Origin of the sequence: Dyella lutea, from assembly GCF_024158035.1 — a bacterium.
Taxonomy (GTDB): Bacteria; Pseudomonadota; Gammaproteobacteria; order Xanthomonadales; family Rhodanobacteraceae; genus Dyella_A; species Dyella_A lutea.
Map to the genome: position 1 here is coordinate 967,392 of NZ_JAMZEK010000002.1, position 17,458 is coordinate 984,849.

Consider the following 17,458-nt stretch of genomic DNA (forward strand, 5'->3'; position numbering starts at 1 on the left):
AGTCGCGGGCCACAGCACAGCGAGGTGAACGCGTCGGGCCGGGCACGGCGCCGCAGCTGAAGCTGTGGCGCTTCAAAAAAAGCGCCCGCGTTGCGCGGGCGCGTCACGTCGCGATCCGGGGGCGGGCGCGACAAGGGGAGAATGGGTAGGCCTCAGGAGCCGTTGCCCTCGGAGTTGCGGGTCTGCTCCTGCTGCTGCTCCTGCTGGCGGGTCTGTTCCTGTTGCCGGTTCTGATCCTGACCCTGCTCTTGATTCCGAATCTGCTGCTGGGTCTGGTTCTGCGTCTGGTTCTGGTTCTGGTTCTGTTGCCGCATCTGCGACGGCGAACCCTGGCCGTTGCCCTGCCTCTGCATGCCCGGCAGGGTGACGCCGCGGTCGCGGGCGCGTTGCTGCATCTGTTCCTGATGCTGCTGGCGGTAGGCCTCGCGCTCCTGCAGCGTCTTCATCTGCATGATCTGCGATCGGTAGGACGAGCGCTCGGCCGGGGTCATCAGCGAATAGCCATAGATTCGGTTGTCGCGGTCGCGGGTGCGGTCGCGATCCATGTCGTGGGCCGGGTCACGGATACGGTCATGCAGGCGGTCCTGTTGCATGGTTCCCTGACCGGCTTGCTGGCCGCCGCCACGACTGCCGCGGGCCTGGTCGGCCATGGCCAGCGCCGGGACGGCGATCGCCAGGCAGGCGCCCAGCATCAGAGTCGGTTTCATTCGCATGGGGAGACCTCGTTGGGCATGCCACATGGCACGCCTGCCATCCTGGGGCGCCGCGGATCCGCGATCTTGATCGCCGTCAATGTCCCTGTCCGGCCGGATGGGGCGGTATGTCGCAGCCGCCGGCGACGGCCCGTATTGAGCCCGTGCGGGTTGACGTGTCGGGCCAGCCGGCAGCGCGGACGCCATGGCTGGGGGCATGACCCGCTGGATCGCGCGGCATGCCCTTCATTTCCCCCGGGGACATGCCGATAAGCCGGGATGCCGGCCGCCGGTCGGCGATGCCGCTGGCGGTTCGAGCGGGCATGTATTCCATCCGGCGCGCGAGGTGCGCATGAATCTGGACGAGCTGTTCGAGAAGCTGCACGACATGCCCACCGTGCCCGGGGTAGCGCAGGAGCTGTTGCGTCAGTTCGACGATCCCGACACGAATATCGACGAGCTTGCCCGCACCATCGAGCGCGATCCGGTGATTGCCGCCAAGGTGCTGCAGCTGGCGAACTCGGCGCGCTTCCACGGGGCCCGCGACTGCACGCATGTGGCCGATGCGGCGTTGCGCCTGGGCTTCAACATGCTGCGCACGCTGGTGCTCGCCTCGGCGGTCACCGGCGTCTTCCGTCCCGAAGGCCGCTTCGACCTGAAGCGCTTCTGGCGACACAGTTTCGAAGTTGCCAGCATCGGCCGGCTGCTGGCCCGGCAGCGCGGCATCGATGCAGAGGCCGCGTTCATCTGCGGCATGATGCACAACCTCGGCGAGCTGCTGATCCAGACGGCTGCGCCGGAGTATGCGAAGCTGCTGCAACAGGTTGCGTCGTTCGCAGCCCATGCCGAGGATGGGACGTTGCAGCCGGGGTTCGGTTACCCGGAGGTCGGGGCGGAGCTCGCACGACGCTGGAACCTGCCACGCCTTATCCAGCACGCGATTGCCTACCAGGCCCGGCCGATGCAGGCGCCGGCCGGGTCCGTCATGCCGCTGCTGGTGGCGCAGGCCGTGCATATCGCCGATGCGTTGGACGTTCACGGCGGCATCGGCGACGAAGCCCGCCTCGCCGCGGACGGTCCGCTGATGGACGGCGTGCAGCTGGATGTCGTGTTCAGGCTGTTGCCAAAGACACTGGAGGCCGACGGCGCCTTCGCCGAGGTGCTTGGCTAGCTGCGATGTCGCTCCTTTGAGTGTCCGCAGCGGCGTGTCACTGGAGGGAGTTTGAGGGGGCTGGCGACCGGTTTCGGACGAAGCCATCGCCAGATGGCTTCCGGCACGGCCCATCGCCTGCCGGCGGGTGCTAAGTTCCGGGGTTTACCAACGCTGCTGGAGCCGCCGATGTTCTCCCTTCCCGCCAACGGTTCGCCGCTCGCCGTGAGCTGCAAGTTTTCGCGTGTCGCATTGGCCATCGCACTGGTCCTGGGCAGCGCGGTCGCCAGCGCCCAGGAATCGCGCAGCGGCAACGTGCCTCCGCCGCAGGACGTGCCGTATCCCGGCACCGTGGTCGTCCACGTCGATGCCAGCGACACCCGGCAGGGTATCTACCGCGTGCACGAGACCGTGCCGGTGAAACCGGGTCCCTTTACGCTGCTGTATCCGCAGTGGATCCCCGGCGACCACTCGCCGACCGGCCCGATCGCCATGCTGGCCGGGCTGCGCATCGAGGCCGGCGGCAAGCCGCTGAAGTGGACGCGCGACAAGTACGACGTCTACGCCTTCCATCTCGACGTGCCCGAGGGCGTGTCCAGCCTCGACGTGACCTTCCAGTACCTGTCCGACCGCCGCGGCGGCTTCGAGATGACCGACCGCATGCTCGACCTGGAATGGAACAAGGTGGCGCTGTATCCGGCCGGCTATTACTCGCGCCGGATCACCTTCGCACCGAGCGTGAGCCTGCCGCAGGGCTGGCAGTTCGGCAGTGCGTTGGAGACCGTTTCGCAGTCGGGCCGCACCATCACCTTCAAACCGGTCACCTTCAACCACCTGGTGGACTCGCCGATCTACGCCGGCAAGTACTTCAAACGGGTGGACCTGACTCCGCCCGGCGGGGCGCCGGTGCATCTGGACATCGTCGCCGATGCGCCGAAGTACCTCGTGATGACGCCGCACCAGGTGCAGGTCCACCGCAACCTGGCAGTGCAGGCGACGAAGCTGTTCGGCTCGCACCACTACGACCACTACGACTTCCTGTTCTCGCTCTCCGACGAGCTGGGTGGCAATGGTCTGGAGCATCACCAGTCCAGCGAGAACGGCCTGGGCGCCGACTACTTCACCGCGTGGGATGACGCCGCACCGGGCCGCGATCTGCTCGCGCACGAATACACCCACTCGTGGAACGGCAAGTTCCGCCGCGGCGCCGACCTGTGGACGCCCAACTTCAACGTGCCGATGGGCGACTCGCTGCTGTGGGTCTACGAGGGCCAGACCCAGTACTGGGGCTTCGTGCTGACTGCGCGCGCCGGGATGTGGACGCCGGAGCAGTTCCGCGATGCGCTGGCGATGGTGGCGGCCAACTACGACCGCAACCGCGAGGGTTTCCGGTGGCGCACGCTGGAGGACACCACCAACGACCCGACCGCGGCACGCCGTGCCGCGCTGCCGTACCGCAGCTGGCAGATGAGCGAGGAGTACTACAGCGCAGGCCAGATGGTCTGGCTCGCCGTGGATGCCAAGCTGCGTGCGCTCACCCATGACCACAAGTCGCTGGACGATTTCGCCAGGGCGTTCTTCGGCGTGGACAACGGCAGCTACGTGACCAAGACGTACACCTTCGACGACGTGGTCGCCGCCCTCGATGGCGTGGCGAAGTACGACTGGGCGAGCTTCCTGCGCCAGCGTGTGGATACCCTTTCCCCGCCGCTGCTGGACGGCCTGGAAGGCACCGGCTGGAAGCTGGTCTACACCGACCAGGAAAGCCCGTACGAAAAGCAGTACAACAGCCGGCCGGAGCCGTCTCGCCATCTCTACAACTTCACCTGGTCGATCGGCCTGACCATGGCCGATGGTGGCGTGATCAACGACGTGCGCTGGAGCGGTCCGGCGTTCAAGGCGGGCGTCAGCACCGGCGCGACCCTCGTCGCAGTGAACGGGCAGGACTATTCCAGGGACGTGCTGAAGCAGGCGATCACGGCCGCGAAAGCCAGCCAGGCACCAATCGACCTGCTGCTGAAGTATCAGGGCGGCTACCGGCACGTGGCGGTCGACTACCACGGCGGCTTGCAGTACCCGCACCTGGAGCGGGTCAAAGGCACGCCGGACTACCTGGACCAGATCATCACCGCCCAGAAATAGTCGTCACGCTTCAATAATGTGATTTGAATCACATTATTGGTGGGCGGCAGTTGACATCAATCAGCTGCCGCCGTCACCGATGCGGGCAGAGTGGCCATCCGGCAGGGACGACGTCGGGTGCGGGAGTCCGCCGGGACTCCCGCGACACACCTGGGAGGTGCGGTCATGCGGAATGAATGGCGTGGTGCGTTTGCCGTCGCGCTCGAGCTCGTTGCCATCGGCATGAGCCTGGCCTGGGCCGGCGAAGGACTGATCCAGTTTTCCGGAGCGGTGGTCACGCCCACCTGCGCCGCAGGCCCGGTGACGCGTCTGCCCGCCGAGGTGGGCGGGCCGGCCCAGGTGTTTTCGTGTGGCGCGCCGGTCGCCGACGGTGGCGGGGGCGATGCAGGCAATCCCTCGACCTACCGCCGCGAGGTGATCCGTCTGAACGACCATGAGTCGCTGCCCGCGCTCCGGCAATTCGGCGATCAGGCGGCGTCGGCGTCATCCACGGGCCAGCGGCCGCTGCTGGTGGTGCAGACCTACGACTGATCCGCTGGGGCATCACGCTGCCTTGCGCTACCGTTGCGCGGGTCTGCCTGTCGTGGAGTGGTCCGGATGTCCCGAGTGTCGCGTGTGGTCGTGGGTCTGCTGGTGCTGGCGCTGTCGTGGACGGCCCGGGCTTCCACCGGAAGGGAGGGCGAACCAGCGGCGATCAACCCGCTTTACACCGCGCCGCCGTCATCGCTGGACCTGGCGCAGATCGCCTCGATGCAGCAGCTGCTGGCCGACTGGCCGCAACTGCAGCGCTACCGCGCGGACAACCGGCGGCTGGCGGCGCCGAAGCCCGGCGAGCAGCGCGTGGTGTTCTACGGTGATTCGATCACCGACGCGTGGGGGCGTGCGCCCGGCACGACGTTCTTTCCCGGCAAGCCGTTCGTCAATCGGGGGATTTCCGGGCAGACCACCGCGCAGATGGTTGTGCGCTTCCGGCAGGACGTGATCGACCTGCACCCGGCGGCCGTGGTGATCCTGGCCGGTACCAACGACATCGCCGGCAATACCGGACTGGCCAGCTTGCCGATGATCGAGGACAACTTCCGCTCGATGGCCGAGCTGGCCCGGGCCCATGGCATACGGGTGATTCTCGCTTCGGTGCTGCCGACCACCGACTACCCCTGGCACCCGGGATTGCAGCCGGCGGGTCGGATCCGCGCGCTGAATGCATGGTTGAAGGACTATGCGAAGGCGCAGGGCGCGGTCTATCTCGACTATTACGACGCGCTGGCCAATACGCGGGGCGGGCTGGATCACCGGCTCGCCGCCGACGGCGTGCATCCGACGCCGGCCGGGTACGCGATCATGGCACCGCTGGCGCTCAGGGCGATCGACACGGCGCTGGCAGAGTCGCCCCGCGTGCGCTGAGTGGCATGGCAGCTCCCGATGGCTCCCGCTAAAGTGAGGCGGATCAAAAGGGGGAGTCCAAGGGAATGCATCGACTGGCTGGCTTGCTGGTGGCCGCCGTGTTGGCTTGTGCCGGCATGATGCCCGCGCACGGGCAGCAGGGGGACCCGGCTCGTTTTCCGCCGCCGCGCGGGATGCGTCCGCCGCCGCCCCCGCCGCCGCCCGGCATGCCACCGCCGCGCCGATTCCCGCCACCACCACCGGAGGCACTGCGACAGCCGGCGACGTTGCCGGCCACGGTACCCATCGTGACGGCGCCCGCTCCTGCACGCGTGGCCAGCGGCTCCGGGCGCGCCGCCGGCTTGCAGCCGGAGGCGCCAGCGACGGCATCCCGGGTGGCGCCCGCGCCTGCCGCATCCATACCGGCCCCGGCCGCTTCGGCACCGACGCCGACCCGCGTGGTGGACGCCTTGCCGGCGGGAGCGAGGGCCGCTCCCGGTTCGCCGCCGGAGCTCCACGAGGCGCCGACCTGGCCGTGGCTGGTGTTGCTGGCCGCACTGGCCGCTGCCTGGTGGACGGCCTGGCGCCACAGCCAACGGCTGAAGGCGGAGACCGAGCGGCTTGCGCGCCAGCAGCGCGTGCTGAAGTCGGCCCACAGCCACCTGCAGCGCAAGTCGGAGAAGCTGCAGCACCTGTCGATGCACGACCCGCTCACCGGCACGCTCAACCGGCAGGCGTTCGGCGCCGAGTTGCGCGACCGGATCGACCACTTGTCCAAGTACGGTCAGCCGCTGAGCCTGATCGTGTTCGACCTGGATCACTTCAAGCAGATCAACGACCGCCACGGCCACCTGGTGGGTGACGCGGCGCTGGCGCTGGTGGTCGGCGTGGTGCGTGAGCACCTGGTCAGCGACGATCTGTTCGGCCGCTTCGGCGGCGACGAATTCATGATCGCCAGCCCGGGCCAGGATGCCGCGCGCACGCTCGCGCTGGCCGAGACCCTGCGCCTGGCGGTGGCCGCACGCGCTCCGCACGCCGAGCCGCCGGTTCCCGGCCTGACGCTCAGCCTCGGCGTGGCCCAGGCCGATCCCGATCAGGGTTACCAGCTCGACGAGCTGTTCGCGCGGGCGGATGCGGCGCTGTACGTGGCCAAGCAGCGCGGCCGCAACCATGCCGTGGCTGCTGACGAAACGATGATGGCGCAGTGGGTGCCGGGTACGGTGCGCAGGCACCTTTAGGCGGGTTCAGGCGGGACGGGGATCGCGCACCGAGCGGCCGAGCAGATCCTCGTCGGTGAGCTCGGTCATGACACGGTTGCGACCGGCCCGCTTCGCCGCGTAGAGCGTGGCATCGGCGTGGTGGAACAGCCGGGACAGGTCGAAGCCCACTTGCTCGGCAAACGCCATGCCGATGCTTGCGGTGACGACGATCGGCTCATCGTCCAGACGGAGCGGTGTCGCGGCCACGGCTTCGCGGATGTGCTCGGCCAGGGCGACGCATTCGTCGTGCGCGCAGCCGCTCAGCAGCAGTCCGAATTCCTCGCCACCCAGGCGACCGAACAGGTCGCCGGGGCGAAGCCAGGCCTGTACCACCGACACGATGTGGCGCAGGGCCAGATCACCGGTCACGTGGCCGTGGACGTCGTTGATCTGCTTGAAATGGTCCAGGTCGATCAGCGCCAGCGCCACGTTGCCAGATCGCTTCGCCTGTTCGGCCACCAGGGTCCCGGCTTCCTGCATGAAGTGCTGGTGGTTGAGGATGCCGGTGAGTCCGTCCCGGCGGGCCATCTCGCGGAAGCGCAATTGCAGGCGCTTGACCCGCAGCAGCCAGAGCACCAGGAGGGTCAGCAGCCCGAGCAGCAGTACGGCGTAGAGCCGGGTGGTGCGTGCCGCCTGCTCAGTGAGCGACTGCTGCAGGCGCAGGACCTGGTTCTGTCGCTCCAGCGCTTCGTTCTGCATTTTCTGGGCGAGCAGGTTCTGCTGCACGCGCTGGTAGGCGAGAGCACGCGCGGACACGTCGTTGAGGTAGCTCGTGTTCAGCTTGACGTAGTGCTCGTAGTCGTCCAGCGCCGCCATGCCATGGCCGCGCTTCTTCTCGATCTCGTAGAGCACGTGGTAGGCGTCGGCCAGATGCATGCTCTTGTCGTCGGCGGTGCTCATCGCGATCACGCGCCTGGCCGCCTGCTCGGCTACGGCATCATGGCCCAGGGCCAGGTTGGCCTGGGCTCGCTGCAGACGCATCGCCAGCAGGTGCGGGTAATAACCGGTGCTGCGGATATCCGCGGCAATGCGATCGACCAGTTCGAGCGCGTCTCGCGGACGGTGCTCGGCAAGGTAGCGGTCGACCCGGATCAGTCGAGCGGTGTCTGCAACGACCAGATTCCCCGCAGTGAGGCATACCCGGGTGGCCAGTGCCAATTCAGGGCTTGAGGAGTTCAGCCGCCCCAGATTCTCCAGTGCAGCGATCTCCAGCGCCATGCTGCCGCACGGCGAATCACCGGCGGGCAGCGTATCCCGCATCATCCGTGCGTACTTCAGTGCCAGGTCGGGCTGGCCGGCAAAGTCGAGTACCTGGGACAGGTTGTTCAGTACCGTCTGTCGTGCGTCGGCGTGCGTGATGAGGGGTAGTTCGGCGATCATCGCCGCAGCCCCCCGGTAGGCATCGTCATACTTCTGGTTCAGAACCTGGACGCTCAGCAGCAGCGCCCTGGCCTTGGCGGCTAGGTTGATGTCGCCAGAGTGGCTGGCCACGTCCTTCAGCCGGGCCTCCGCCGTGGGGTAGTCGCCCTCGAAGGCGGACTCCCAGCCGTCCAGATAGCGCAACCGCCACTGTTGCGACGAGGTCATCACCGGCGCTTCCCGGTGGATCTGCGCGAGCCTCTGCACGAAGCGCGAATGGTCACTCAGCCGGATGCTCTCGGTCTGGTCCAGGAACAGTCCGACGTCGGTGATCGCGGCGGTGGCCCATGCCGCCCACAGCGACAGGGCCGTGGCGAGCACGATGGCAGTCAGTCGAAGTTGACGGGGAAGGCGGGGAGGAGACATGTCGGTAGCAATCAGCTCCAACCGGGCGCGGGTTCGCCAACACGCGGCACCGAACGCTCTCGAAGGCTGACCCGATCCAGGACAATTCGGCGATCGCAGTGGGACCGGGCCGCCGGCCCTGCGTGGGGGAAGCTCAACAACATCCTTTCCTCGAACCGGCAACGAAAGCCGGGATGCCCGGTGTTCCCCGCAATGACGGCAGCAGAATGGAAAGATTGAGGTCCGGGCGGAAGGCGGTTGGCGTGGATTTCACGCCTGGGGAATGCTGGAGTCGCGAGCGGCAGGTCATGCGAAAACAGAAGTGCCTTCCCCTGCATCCGCGATCACCCGGTTGCGGCCGTCGCGCTTGGCCCGGTAGAGCGCCGCGTCTGCCCGTCGGCACAGACGCTGCAGGGCATGTCCCGCGTTGCAGGTGGAGGCCACACCCACGCTGGCGGAGACCTTCAGCATCATGCCCTCGTGCTCCAGGGGGTCGCCCTCGATCGCGAGCCGGATGCGGTCGGCGATGGCGATGGCATGGTCGCGCTCGCATTCCAGCAGCAGGATGCCGAATTCCTCGCCGCCGAGGCGCCCGAACAGGTCGCCGGGGCGAAGATGGCCGTTGCATACCTTCACGATATGGCGCAGCACGGCGTCGCCGGCAGCGTGCCCGTGGGTATCGTTGATCTGCTTGAAGTGGTCCAGGTCCATCCACAGCAGGCTGGCTTGCCCCGACTTGCGCTCCAGGTGGCGGAGTTGTCGCTCGGATTCGTTGATGAAGTGCTGGTGGTTGAGGATGCCGGTCAGGCCATCGCGGGTGGCCATGCGCTTGAAGCGCAACTGGGAGTGCTTCAGCCGCAACAGCCAGAGCACGATGCCGGTCAGGCCGATCAGCAGCAGCACGATGTACAGCCGGCCGGTTTCCACCGCCTTGGCATCCAGCTGCTGCTGGAGCTTGAGGATGGCGTTCTGCTTGCTCAGTTCCTCGGTTTCCAGCTTCTTGGCCAGCACCTGCTGCTTTGCCAGCTGAAAGGCGAGTGTGCGAGCGCTGACGTCGTTGAGGTATCCCTGAGTCTGGGTGACGTAGCGTTCGTAGTAGCCGAGTGCGGCGCTCGTATCGCCCTGCTTTTTCGTCACGTGATAGAGGACAAGATAGGCGTAACGCAACCATTCATTGGGGCTGTCCCCTTCCTGCAGGCTGATGGCGGCAAGAGCAGCCTTTCGCGCCTTCTCGTCTTGTCCCAGGCGTTCGTAGGCGCGCGCCCGCTGCACCAAGGCCGAGAGCATGTGGGATTGGAAGTGGTTACGTTCCAGGCTCGCCTGGATCCGGTTAAGCAAAACCAGATCTTCCGCCGCCTTGTCTTCCTTGAGCAGATGCTCGCCCTGATCGAGCCACAGCGAGTTGGTGATGATCGGCTGTCCGGCCGACGTGCAGGCATCGACCGCCTGCCGGAAGTCCGGGCTGTCAGAACCGATCTTGCCGGCGTTGGACAGCGCAAAAACGCGGTCGGTCATCGGATAGCACAGGCTTGCGCCAGGCGGGGTGGCTTCGGCCATCATCTGCGCATACTTGAGCGCAAGATCGGTCTGGCCGGCCAGATTGAAAGTCTGCGAGAGATTGGTGAGTACCTGGAGTCGCGCCGGTACGTCGGTGATCCCGGGCAATTGCGAGGTCAACTCGTTGGCGAGAACGAATGCCTTCTCGTACTCCCGGGTCATGCCATAGCTGGTAAGCAGCAAAGCGGAGGCCTTTGCGGAGAGATTGGGGTCCCCCGACTTGCTGATGACTTCCTCGAAATACTGCCTGGACTTTGCGACGTCGCCCTCGAACAAGGCTTCCCACGCATCCAGATAATGGAGCTGCCACCTTTGCTGCTCCGTCAGCGTGGAAGAAACCTTGTGGATTTCTTCCAGACGGGTGAGGAACAGTGGATGGTTCTTGGTCCGCAGCTCTTCCGTCTGCTGGATGTAGGACGTCGGGTCGGAAATGGCAGTGTCGGCATGTCCGATCACGGGCAAACAAACGAGCAGGACTGCAAGAACAGTCCTGCCCTTTCTCCAGTGCCTTCCCTGCCCGTGCACGTCGGCCCTGAGTGTTGATGGCTAGAGGCTGTCCGGTCCGGTCGGGCGGGAGGGCTCCGGCTCGTCGCCTTCCTCCTCCGGCTCCTCGTCCTCACGGCCGGGGCTGAGGTTGACCTGGACCAATTGCATCACCCGCGAACCGAATTCGTTGGCGAGCGCCAAACCATTTCCCTCTCGGATGGCCGTCTTGAGGGCGTCCGATGCCTCAGCCAGTGCAGATGCTTCGGTCAGATCTTCCGGTGCCGCATAGCGCAGGCCAGCGTCCTGGCCGATGGCCTCTAGCGTATCAAGCGTGTCCAGCATGATTTTCCCCCTGTGGTCCGATCTTAACAACGTTGCCAGCCGTTTTGGTTGGCTCCATTCGGTTGCCTCGTCAAGCCGCGGCGCTGCAATTCAGCGACTATCGTGACAGGTGCTTGCCCGTGCCAGGAATGATGATTTTCGTGAACGGGACATACAGCGTCATGCCACCTGCTCGTTGTCCAGTGCAGCCAGCCGTTCGATGAAGCGCCTATTGCGCTTTAGCGGCTTTGCCGGCGGAAAGACTACCGTCTCCTCGGCAGAGATCTCCGCGTGTGGCAGTTCCTGCAGCGTGAGCCGACGTATGCGTGGCTGTTCGATCGGCAACGTGGCACATCGATAGATGGTGACCTCGAGATCCAGCGGATAGTCCTGGGTCAGCCGTTCGAGAAGCAGCTCACGGTGGCCTCCACCGTGCCCATCCCGGGCGATCGACCGGTTGCCCACCATGCCAACCTGCCAGAGCACCACGTAGCCGGTCGGATCGATCTCGTGGTCGTAGTAAAGCAACTGGCTGGCTTCGAGATGCTGGCATCCGAACTTTCCGGGGTCGATGCCCAGGTCGGCATACAGGCAGTCTTCGGCCGATATGCCGGGTTCCATGCGTGCAGCGAAACCCTCGGCCCGCGCAACTTCGATGACCTTGTGGGGAGACCAGGCGAAGATTCCGGGATGGCCATAAAAAACCGCGCAGACCCGCTTGCCGGCGCGGACCTCGGTCATCATGACCTCGACCCATTCCCGGTAGGTGACCATGCGCGGCTTGCCCTCGCCGTAGTAGGGCTGCAGGCTGCGCACGTCCGGGTGCATGCGTTCCAGCCACATCTCGACGACGTTGTCGGAGACGGCGGCGAACACCACGTCGGCCTGCTGGATATGGCTGCGCGCCAGAGGCGTGAGATGCGAGCCCAGGGTCATGCCAACGCCCACGCAGGCGATGCTGCCGCGCGGGGTTTCGGCTGTGATGGAGTTCACGGAAGAGGTCATCCGCCGGATGTTACGGCGAATGACATGGAAAAGGGGAGACGCCTGGCACCATGGTCAGGCGCTCCACGCATGAAAGCGTTTACTTGTGTTCCAGCGCCTTCACCGCATCCAGCGTGTTTTCCACGTGCTTGTTCGGGTTGAGCGCCGAGTACACGTAGGTGATCTTGCCGCTGGGATCGATCACGTACGAGGTGCGGTCGGACCAGCCCGGACGCATCAGCAGCGTGGCGTCGTACTGCTTGGCGACCTTGGCGCCCTCGTCGGCGGCCACCGGGAACTTGCCGCTGCAGTGTTCGGTTTCCTTCGAGAACGCCGCCAGCTGGTCGGTATTGCCGGCAGTCACGCCAATCACCGTGGCATGCATGGCCTTGAATTTGTCGATCGCCTGCGAGAACAGGTGGGCCTCGAGATTGCAGCCGGCCGTGTGTGCGGCCGGGAAGAAGTACACCACCACCGGCCCTTTCTTCAGCGCGTCGGTCAGCTTGAACGTGAAAGGCTGGCCGGCGAGGTAGGCGGGCAGGGTGAAGTCGGGGGCCTGGGTGCCTTCCTTCAGTGCTGCATGGGCGGGGGAAGCGAGGGCGGCGACGCCCACGAGGGCTACGGCGGCCAGCTTGGACAGGGACTTCATGGCGACACTCCTTGGGTCGGGGCAGACCCGCTGTTATACGCGGGTTTGCCTGTCGTGGATGTTGTCGGTGTGCCCGGCGCGGCCAGCCGGGCACGGAATCCGGTATCAGACGGGCGTGCGCTGCTCGTACTCGTGCTTGAGGTCGGTCCAGCGATCCCAGAACGGCGCGGGTTGCTGCTCGGTGAGGCGGGCGACCAGTACGTCCAGATGCATGTGCCAGCCGGTGCTGACGTTCAATAGCGTGCTGCGCTCGTTGACGCGGCGATGGATCACGGTGAGCAGCACCCCATCCCCGTCCTCGGCCAGCACGAAGCTGACGCCGCCGGTGCTGCCCCAGGTGATGGCGAGTTGGTGCGGCGGATCCAGCTCAGTGATCCGGCAGCTCATGCGGTGCTCGCTGGGAAAGCCCTCGGGGCGCTGGCCCGGCGGATCGGTGAGCTCATCGTTGCGCCAGATCAGCTCGACCGTCGCGCCGACCTGCATCGGCATGTCGCCTGCGGCCAGCCATTGACGGCGCAGGTCGCTCTCGGTGAGGTACGCCCAGACGCGTTCGATCGGGCCGGGCAGACGACGCTGCACAGTGAGCGTGGTCGGTTCGGTGAGGGTGCCGTAGGCGTTCTGCAGGGTGCGTGCACTCATGGGTCGTCTCCTTTCCGGGATGGCTTGGACGGATGGGCGCCCTCCGTGCGGAGGGCGTGTTCGAGCGCATCCAGGTGCTGGGTCCAGAAGCGTTCGTAGAAAGCGAGCCAGGCGTTGGCGCTGGCCAGCGGGCCGGGTTCGAGCCGGCAGAGGTGGGTGCGGCCGCGGATCTCGCGCCGGATCAGGCCGGCGTTTTCCAGCGTGCGGACGTGCTTGGAAGCGGCGGCGAGCGACATGGCGAAGGGCTCGGCCAACTGGCCGACCGTGCGTTCGCCCCGCGCCAGTTCGCGCAGCATGTGGCGCCGGGTGGCATCGCCGAGGGCGTGGAAGATCGCGTCGAGTTGGGGAGAAGTTTGCTCAACCATGCGGTTGAATATAGTCCAGTCGCGGAGAATGTCAACCACCTGGTTGAATGATCTCCCTGGGGGATGTGTCGCCCGTGGGCATCGCCTGATGTCGTCGGCAGCGTCGCTGTGAGGTGCGGGCGGTCACGGCGATCGTCCGCGGGGTTATTTCCGTCACCGGTCCGTCCCGTCTCCGGAAATCACGCGGCCCGAATGGGCTCAAATCGCTGCGGACGATTTTTACGCCTGTTTCCAGCCCGGTTTTACGAAAATCCATCTGGCTGATTTACATGCGGAAACATCGCAAATCATTACGTTAAAGATCGGCAGCGCCCTGTCGCTAATTCGCACGTGATGCACCGGGATTGCCGGTGCCGCTCTTGGTTGACCGCAAGCCGCTGCCGACGGATTCCAGCGGCGCCGGAACGACGATTTCAAATCCACTGGAAATGCCGGTTTTCTACGCTCCTCCAAACCGGCCCGCGTCATCTCTTTGAAGGAGTAGAGGTATGGCAATTCCGCAGTTTTCCATCAAGGTCCGGCTGGCCGGGACGCTTGGCGTGCTTGCCGTGCTGCTCGGTGCGCTTGGCTTCATGTCCATCGTCGACCTGGACAGCAGCAAGGGCGCGTTGCAGGACATGCACGCGAACAAACTGGTCCCGGCGATGGCGCTGGCCCGCGGGCTCGATCTGCTCGGTGCCGAGCGGACGGCCCTGCATCGCGCGGCGGCAGCCAGGGATCCGGCGCTTGTCGCCGCCGCGCAGAAAACCGAGCAGGGAGACGACGGCCAGCTGACCAAGCTTTTCGCCACGTTCCACGCTGCGGTGCTTTCGTCGCGGGAGCAGGCGGTCGGCAAACGGCTGGACCAGGACATGGGGGGCTTCCGCCAGAGCGTCGGCCTGACGCTCGACGAGTTGGGCGCGCAGAAATTCGACCAGGCGACGCAAACGCTGGACGGCCCGGGCGAGAAGAGTTATCTGGCGTTGCGTGGCGACATCGGCGATCTTTTCACGCTGCAGGACGCGATCGCCAACGATGCCTACGCCGCCGACGAAGCGCGCGAGTCGCGCGCGGTGAACATGACCCTCGGGTCGATCGCTTTCGGATTGCTTCTCAGTGCCGCGATCGGCTTCCGCCTGGTGCGTTCGATCTCGCGCTCGCTGGGCGACGCCATGCGGGTCGCCGACAATATTGCCGCCGGCAGGCTCAACAACCGCATCGACCGCATTCCCGGCGACGAGGTCGGCCGCCTGCTGCGTTCGCTGGCGGAGATGGATGCGAAGCTTTCCGGCGTCGTGACGGATGTGCGCGCCGGCGCGGAATCGGTCAGCGCAGCGGCCCGGCAGATCGCCCAGGGCAACGACGACCTCAGCCAGCGGACCCAGGAACAGGCGTCGAGCCTGGAGGAGACCGCTGCCTCGATGGAAGAGATGACTTCCACGGTCAAGCAGAATGCCGGCAACGCGGCGCACGCCGACCATCTGGTGCGAAGTGCGCGCGAGCAGGCCGAGCATGGCGGTGTGGTCATCGCGCAGGCGGTGGAGGCGATGGACGGCATCTCCAGTTCCAGCGGCAGGATCGCCGATATCGTGGGCATGATCGACGAGATCGCGTTCCAGACAAACCTGCTGGCGCTCAATGCCGCCGTGGAAGCGGCACGTGCCGGCGAGCAGGGGCGCGGGTTTGCGGTGGTCGCTTCGGAGGTGCGCAATCTCTCCCAGCGCAGCGCCGCGGCTGCCAGGGAGATCAAGGCGCTGATCGGCGACAGCGTGGAGCGGGTCCGCCTCGGGGCCGAGCTGGTGGATGCCTCCGGGCGCTCGCTGGCGGCGATCGTGGAGAGCGTCAAGAAGGTGAGCGACATCGTCTCGGAGATCGCCGCCGCCAGCAACGAGCAGTCGGTCGGCATCGAACAGGTCAATCTCGCGGTGACGCAGATGGACGAGGTCACCCAGCAGAACGCAGCCCTGGTGGAGGAAGCCGCTTCGGCCAGCCGCGCCATGCACGAACAGGCCCACACCCTGCAGCAACGGGTGGCCTATTTCCGGCTGGACGATGACCCGGTGCCTGCCAGGATGGCCGGCCATGCCGCGCGGGCGCTGTCGCGAGGCGGAGCGGATGCGCCGGCGGTTGCATTGTCTGCACCGGACCTGGCCTGGGCAGCTTCGTGAGTGGTCCGGGGCGCGGCGGGAACCGGTTTTGCCGCTGCGTCCACGGGGGGGGGGGCGGGGCTGCCGGTACGCAGTGATTACCGGTCGCCCCGGCTCCGCAAGCAGGTGGAAGGGGCCTGGGCCTGCTTGCCTGCGGGGTGCGGGCCTAGCCGGCTAGGACAGCGCAGGCCGCCGATGCATGCCTTGGTCGGTGGGCGGTTCCTGTACCCTTCCGCCGTCAAAGCAGGGGGTCGCGATGCATCTGGAATTGCCCAAGGTCAAGCTGGAATCGCTCAAGGATTTCGCCAAGCACTACCTCATGATCGTGCTGTCGATCCTCACGGCCCTTGGCCTCGAGGCCTGGATCGAGCACACGCACCACGCCGAGGCGGCCAGGGTCGCGGTCGAGCGGATGCAGCACGAGTTGCAAGAGGACCTGGACAACATCGACCGGTCGATGGCCCGCAACGATGCCACTCTGGCGAACCTGCTCGAGCTCGACCGGCTGTTGCGCGCGGACATGGTCGCCGGCAAATCCGGCGAGCAGATCAATGCCGACATCCACGCCCATCGCGACCTGTTCGCGCTCAACCTGGATTTTCCGACGCTCGCCACCGACGCCTGGGACGTGGCGGTCGCCAACCAGTCCGTAGGCTGGGTCGATGCCCCTGCGTTGCAGCGTTACTCCTCCGCGTATTCGTCGGCGCGTGAGCTGGCCTCGTGGATCCAGCATGATGCGGTGCTGCTGATCAATGGGCCGCGGATGGTGGATTTCCTCACCGATCTGCAGACCGGCCAGGCGGTGGCACCGCGTGATTTCCTCTACCAAGTCCGGCAGATGACCACCACCATCCACTCCACGCAGGGTGAGCTGCGTTCGGTACGCGACGAACTGCGCAAGGACCTCGGACTGCCCCCGGAGCGTCCGGCACGTTCGTGAATGGCGGGATGGCTCAGCGCCGTGTGGCGAACACCCCGTCCAGCGCCAGTTCCGCCCTGAAACCGGAGCGCTCCAGCCGGCGTGCCACTTCGCGTGGCACGTCGCGTCCGCTGGTGAGCCTGTTCGGACTCCCCGTGTAGTGGAACAACCGGCCGCCCCGGCGCAACACGCGGGCAAGCTGGTCGTAGAACGTCTGTGCGTAGAGCTCGCCGGCGATGCCGAAGCGCGGCGGGTCGTGCAGCACGGCATCGACCGAGGCGTCGGCGATGCCGGCGATGGCCTCCGTCACGTCGGCATGCGTGAGCTGCAGGCGGGCACCGCTGGACGGCGCGCCAGGGTCGGGCGACCACGGATTGATCGTACGCAGCCACAGCACATCGGCATTCTTCTCGAACGACTGCACGTGCGTGACGCCCGCTTCCAGGCAACAGGCGGCGAAATAACCGAGGCCACCGCAGGTATCGAGCACGGTCTTGCCGCGTGGTTCGACCAGCGCCACCTTGCGGCGGGCGTCGTCCAGCGGCGACTCCTTCGCCGAGGGCAGCATCTTGATGCCGTCGATCTCGAAGGTGGGCACACCCCATTCGGTCGGCACCAGCTTGATCAGCGATGTGGAGAAGCGCGACACCGGCGCGAACTCCTCGCCGTCCCACCAGTAAATCGTGCGGTCCCTGAGCTTGCCGGGGTAGAGGTAATGCCGGTCGAGCCACCACCAGCCGCCAGCGTCGAGTCGCGCCTCGCCGGTCGAACGTCCCAGGTCCAGCGAACCCTGCCAGGTCGGCTCGCCGCGTTTCGCGGCGTCGAGCAGGGTGGTGCCGGTCGCTCGGGTCAGCAGGGGGCCGGTGTAATGCGTCACGTCGGGCTCCGCGGCCGTTGAACGGCACGCATGCGGGAAGGGGCGGCATGGTAACCCAGCCCGTTCGCCGCTCCGCTGGCGCGTGCGATGCAGCATGCGTACCGTCCGGACCTCCCCGTATGCTCCCGCGGATGTTCCTCCACGG

16 protein-coding genes are annotated in these 17,458 nt (G+C 66.3%); 7 read left to right on the plus strand and 9 right to left on the minus strand.

Features of this window, described 5'->3' with window-relative positions; genetic code table 11:
• Positions 1 to 152 precede the first annotated feature (152 nt).
• Positions 153 to 713: a hypothetical protein gene (locus NC595_RS11800; RefSeq protein ID WP_253566661.1), complete on the minus strand. Its 561-nt coding sequence runs from the start codon at positions 711 to 713 to the stop codon at positions 153 to 155.
• Between the two features lie 331 nt (positions 714 to 1,044).
• Between NC595_RS11800 and NC595_RS11805 the strand changes: the two genes are divergently transcribed.
• The 5 genes from NC595_RS11805 (at position 1,045) to NC595_RS11825 (ending at position 6,605) form a co-directional block, all read left to right on the plus strand.
• Positions 1,045 to 1,863, plus strand: a complete 819-nt coding sequence (locus NC595_RS11805; RefSeq protein ID WP_253566663.1) for an HDOD domain-containing protein — start codon at positions 1,045 to 1,047, stop codon at positions 1,861 to 1,863.
• Between the two features lie 168 nt (positions 1,864 to 2,031).
• On the plus strand, positions 2,032 to 3,984 hold the full coding sequence (locus NC595_RS11810; RefSeq protein WP_253566665.1) for a M61 family metallopeptidase: 1,953 nt from the start codon (positions 2,032 to 2,034) through the stop codon (positions 3,982 to 3,984).
• 165 nt (positions 3,985 to 4,149) lie between these two features.
• Positions 4,150 to 4,515, plus strand: a complete 366-nt coding sequence (locus NC595_RS11815) for a hypothetical protein (protein WP_253566668.1) — start codon at positions 4,150 to 4,152, stop codon at positions 4,513 to 4,515.
• 66 nt (positions 4,516 to 4,581) lie between these two features.
• Positions 4,582 to 5,388, plus strand: a complete 807-nt coding sequence (locus tag NC595_RS11820) for an SGNH/GDSL hydrolase family protein (RefSeq protein ID WP_253566670.1) — start codon at positions 4,582 to 4,584, stop codon at positions 5,386 to 5,388.
• Between the two features lie 287 nt (positions 5,389 to 5,675).
• Positions 5,676 to 6,605: a GGDEF domain-containing protein gene (locus tag NC595_RS11825; protein WP_253566671.1), complete on the plus strand. Its 930-nt coding sequence runs from the start codon at positions 5,676 to 5,678 to the stop codon at positions 6,603 to 6,605.
• A gap of 6 nt (positions 6,606 to 6,611) precedes the next feature.
• On the opposite strand, the gene NC595_RS11830 is transcribed toward NC595_RS11825, so the two are convergent.
• From NC595_RS11830 to NC595_RS11860, 7 genes are all read right to left on the minus strand, one after another.
• Positions 6,612 to 8,366 carry a GGDEF domain-containing protein gene (locus NC595_RS11830; RefSeq protein ID WP_253566673.1) on the minus strand — a complete coding sequence of 585 codons (1,755 nt, stop codon included), beginning with the start codon at positions 8,364 to 8,366 and terminating at the stop codon, positions 6,612 to 6,614.
• A gap of 330 nt (positions 8,367 to 8,696) precedes the next feature.
• Entirely contained in the window at positions 8,697 to 10,403 is a 1,707-nt protein-coding gene (locus NC595_RS11835; protein WP_253566675.1) for a tetratricopeptide repeat-containing diguanylate cyclase, read from the minus strand.
• A 90-nt stretch (positions 10,404 to 10,493) separates the two neighbouring features.
• Positions 10,494 to 10,775 (minus strand): hypothetical protein, encoded by a 282-nt coding sequence (locus NC595_RS11840; RefSeq protein ID WP_253566677.1) that lies wholly within the window; start codon positions 10,773 to 10,775, stop codon positions 10,494 to 10,496.
• Positions 10,776 to 10,934: 159 nt separating this feature from the next.
• The gene (locus NC595_RS11845; RefSeq protein ID WP_343214902.1) at positions 10,935 to 11,747 is read right to left on the minus strand and encodes an SAM-dependent methyltransferase; all 813 of its coding nucleotides are present in this window, start codon (positions 11,745 to 11,747) and stop codon (positions 10,935 to 10,937) included.
• Positions 11,748 to 11,838: 91 nt separating this feature from the next.
• Positions 11,839 to 12,387 (minus strand): peroxiredoxin, encoded by a 549-nt coding sequence (locus tag NC595_RS11850; RefSeq protein WP_253566679.1) that lies wholly within the window; start codon positions 12,385 to 12,387, stop codon positions 11,839 to 11,841.
• A 105-nt stretch (positions 12,388 to 12,492) separates the two neighbouring features.
• On the minus strand, positions 12,493 to 13,026 hold the full coding sequence (locus NC595_RS11855) for an SRPBCC family protein (RefSeq protein ID WP_253566681.1): 534 nt from the start codon (positions 13,024 to 13,026) through the stop codon (positions 12,493 to 12,495).
• Positions 13,023 to 13,391 (minus strand): ArsR/SmtB family transcription factor, encoded by a 369-nt coding sequence (locus tag NC595_RS11860; protein ID WP_256489088.1) that lies wholly within the window; start codon positions 13,389 to 13,391, stop codon positions 13,023 to 13,025. The genes NC595_RS11855 and NC595_RS11860 overlap by 4 nt, the downstream gene beginning before the upstream one ends.
• Positions 13,392 to 13,879: 488 nt before the next feature.
• Between NC595_RS11860 and NC595_RS11865 the strand changes: the two genes are divergently transcribed.
• Together NC595_RS11865 and NC595_RS11870 are read left to right on the plus strand one after the other, a co-directional pair.
• The gene (locus NC595_RS11865) at positions 13,880 to 15,538 is read left to right on the plus strand and encodes a methyl-accepting chemotaxis protein (RefSeq protein ID WP_253566685.1); all 1,659 of its coding nucleotides are present in this window, start codon (positions 13,880 to 13,882) and stop codon (positions 15,536 to 15,538) included.
• A gap of 235 nt (positions 15,539 to 15,773) precedes the next feature.
• Complete coding sequence (locus NC595_RS11870; RefSeq protein ID WP_253566687.1) at positions 15,774 to 16,457, plus strand: hypothetical protein; 684 nt, start codon at positions 15,774 to 15,776, stop codon at positions 16,455 to 16,457.
• Positions 16,458 to 16,470: 13 nt separating this feature from the next.
• Here the strand turns inward: NC595_RS11870 and NC595_RS11875 are convergent, their stop codons facing one another.
• Complete coding sequence (locus tag NC595_RS11875) at positions 16,471 to 17,313, minus strand: class I SAM-dependent methyltransferase (protein WP_253566688.1); 843 nt, start codon at positions 17,311 to 17,313, stop codon at positions 16,471 to 16,473.
• Positions 17,314 to 17,458 lie beyond the last annotated feature (145 nt).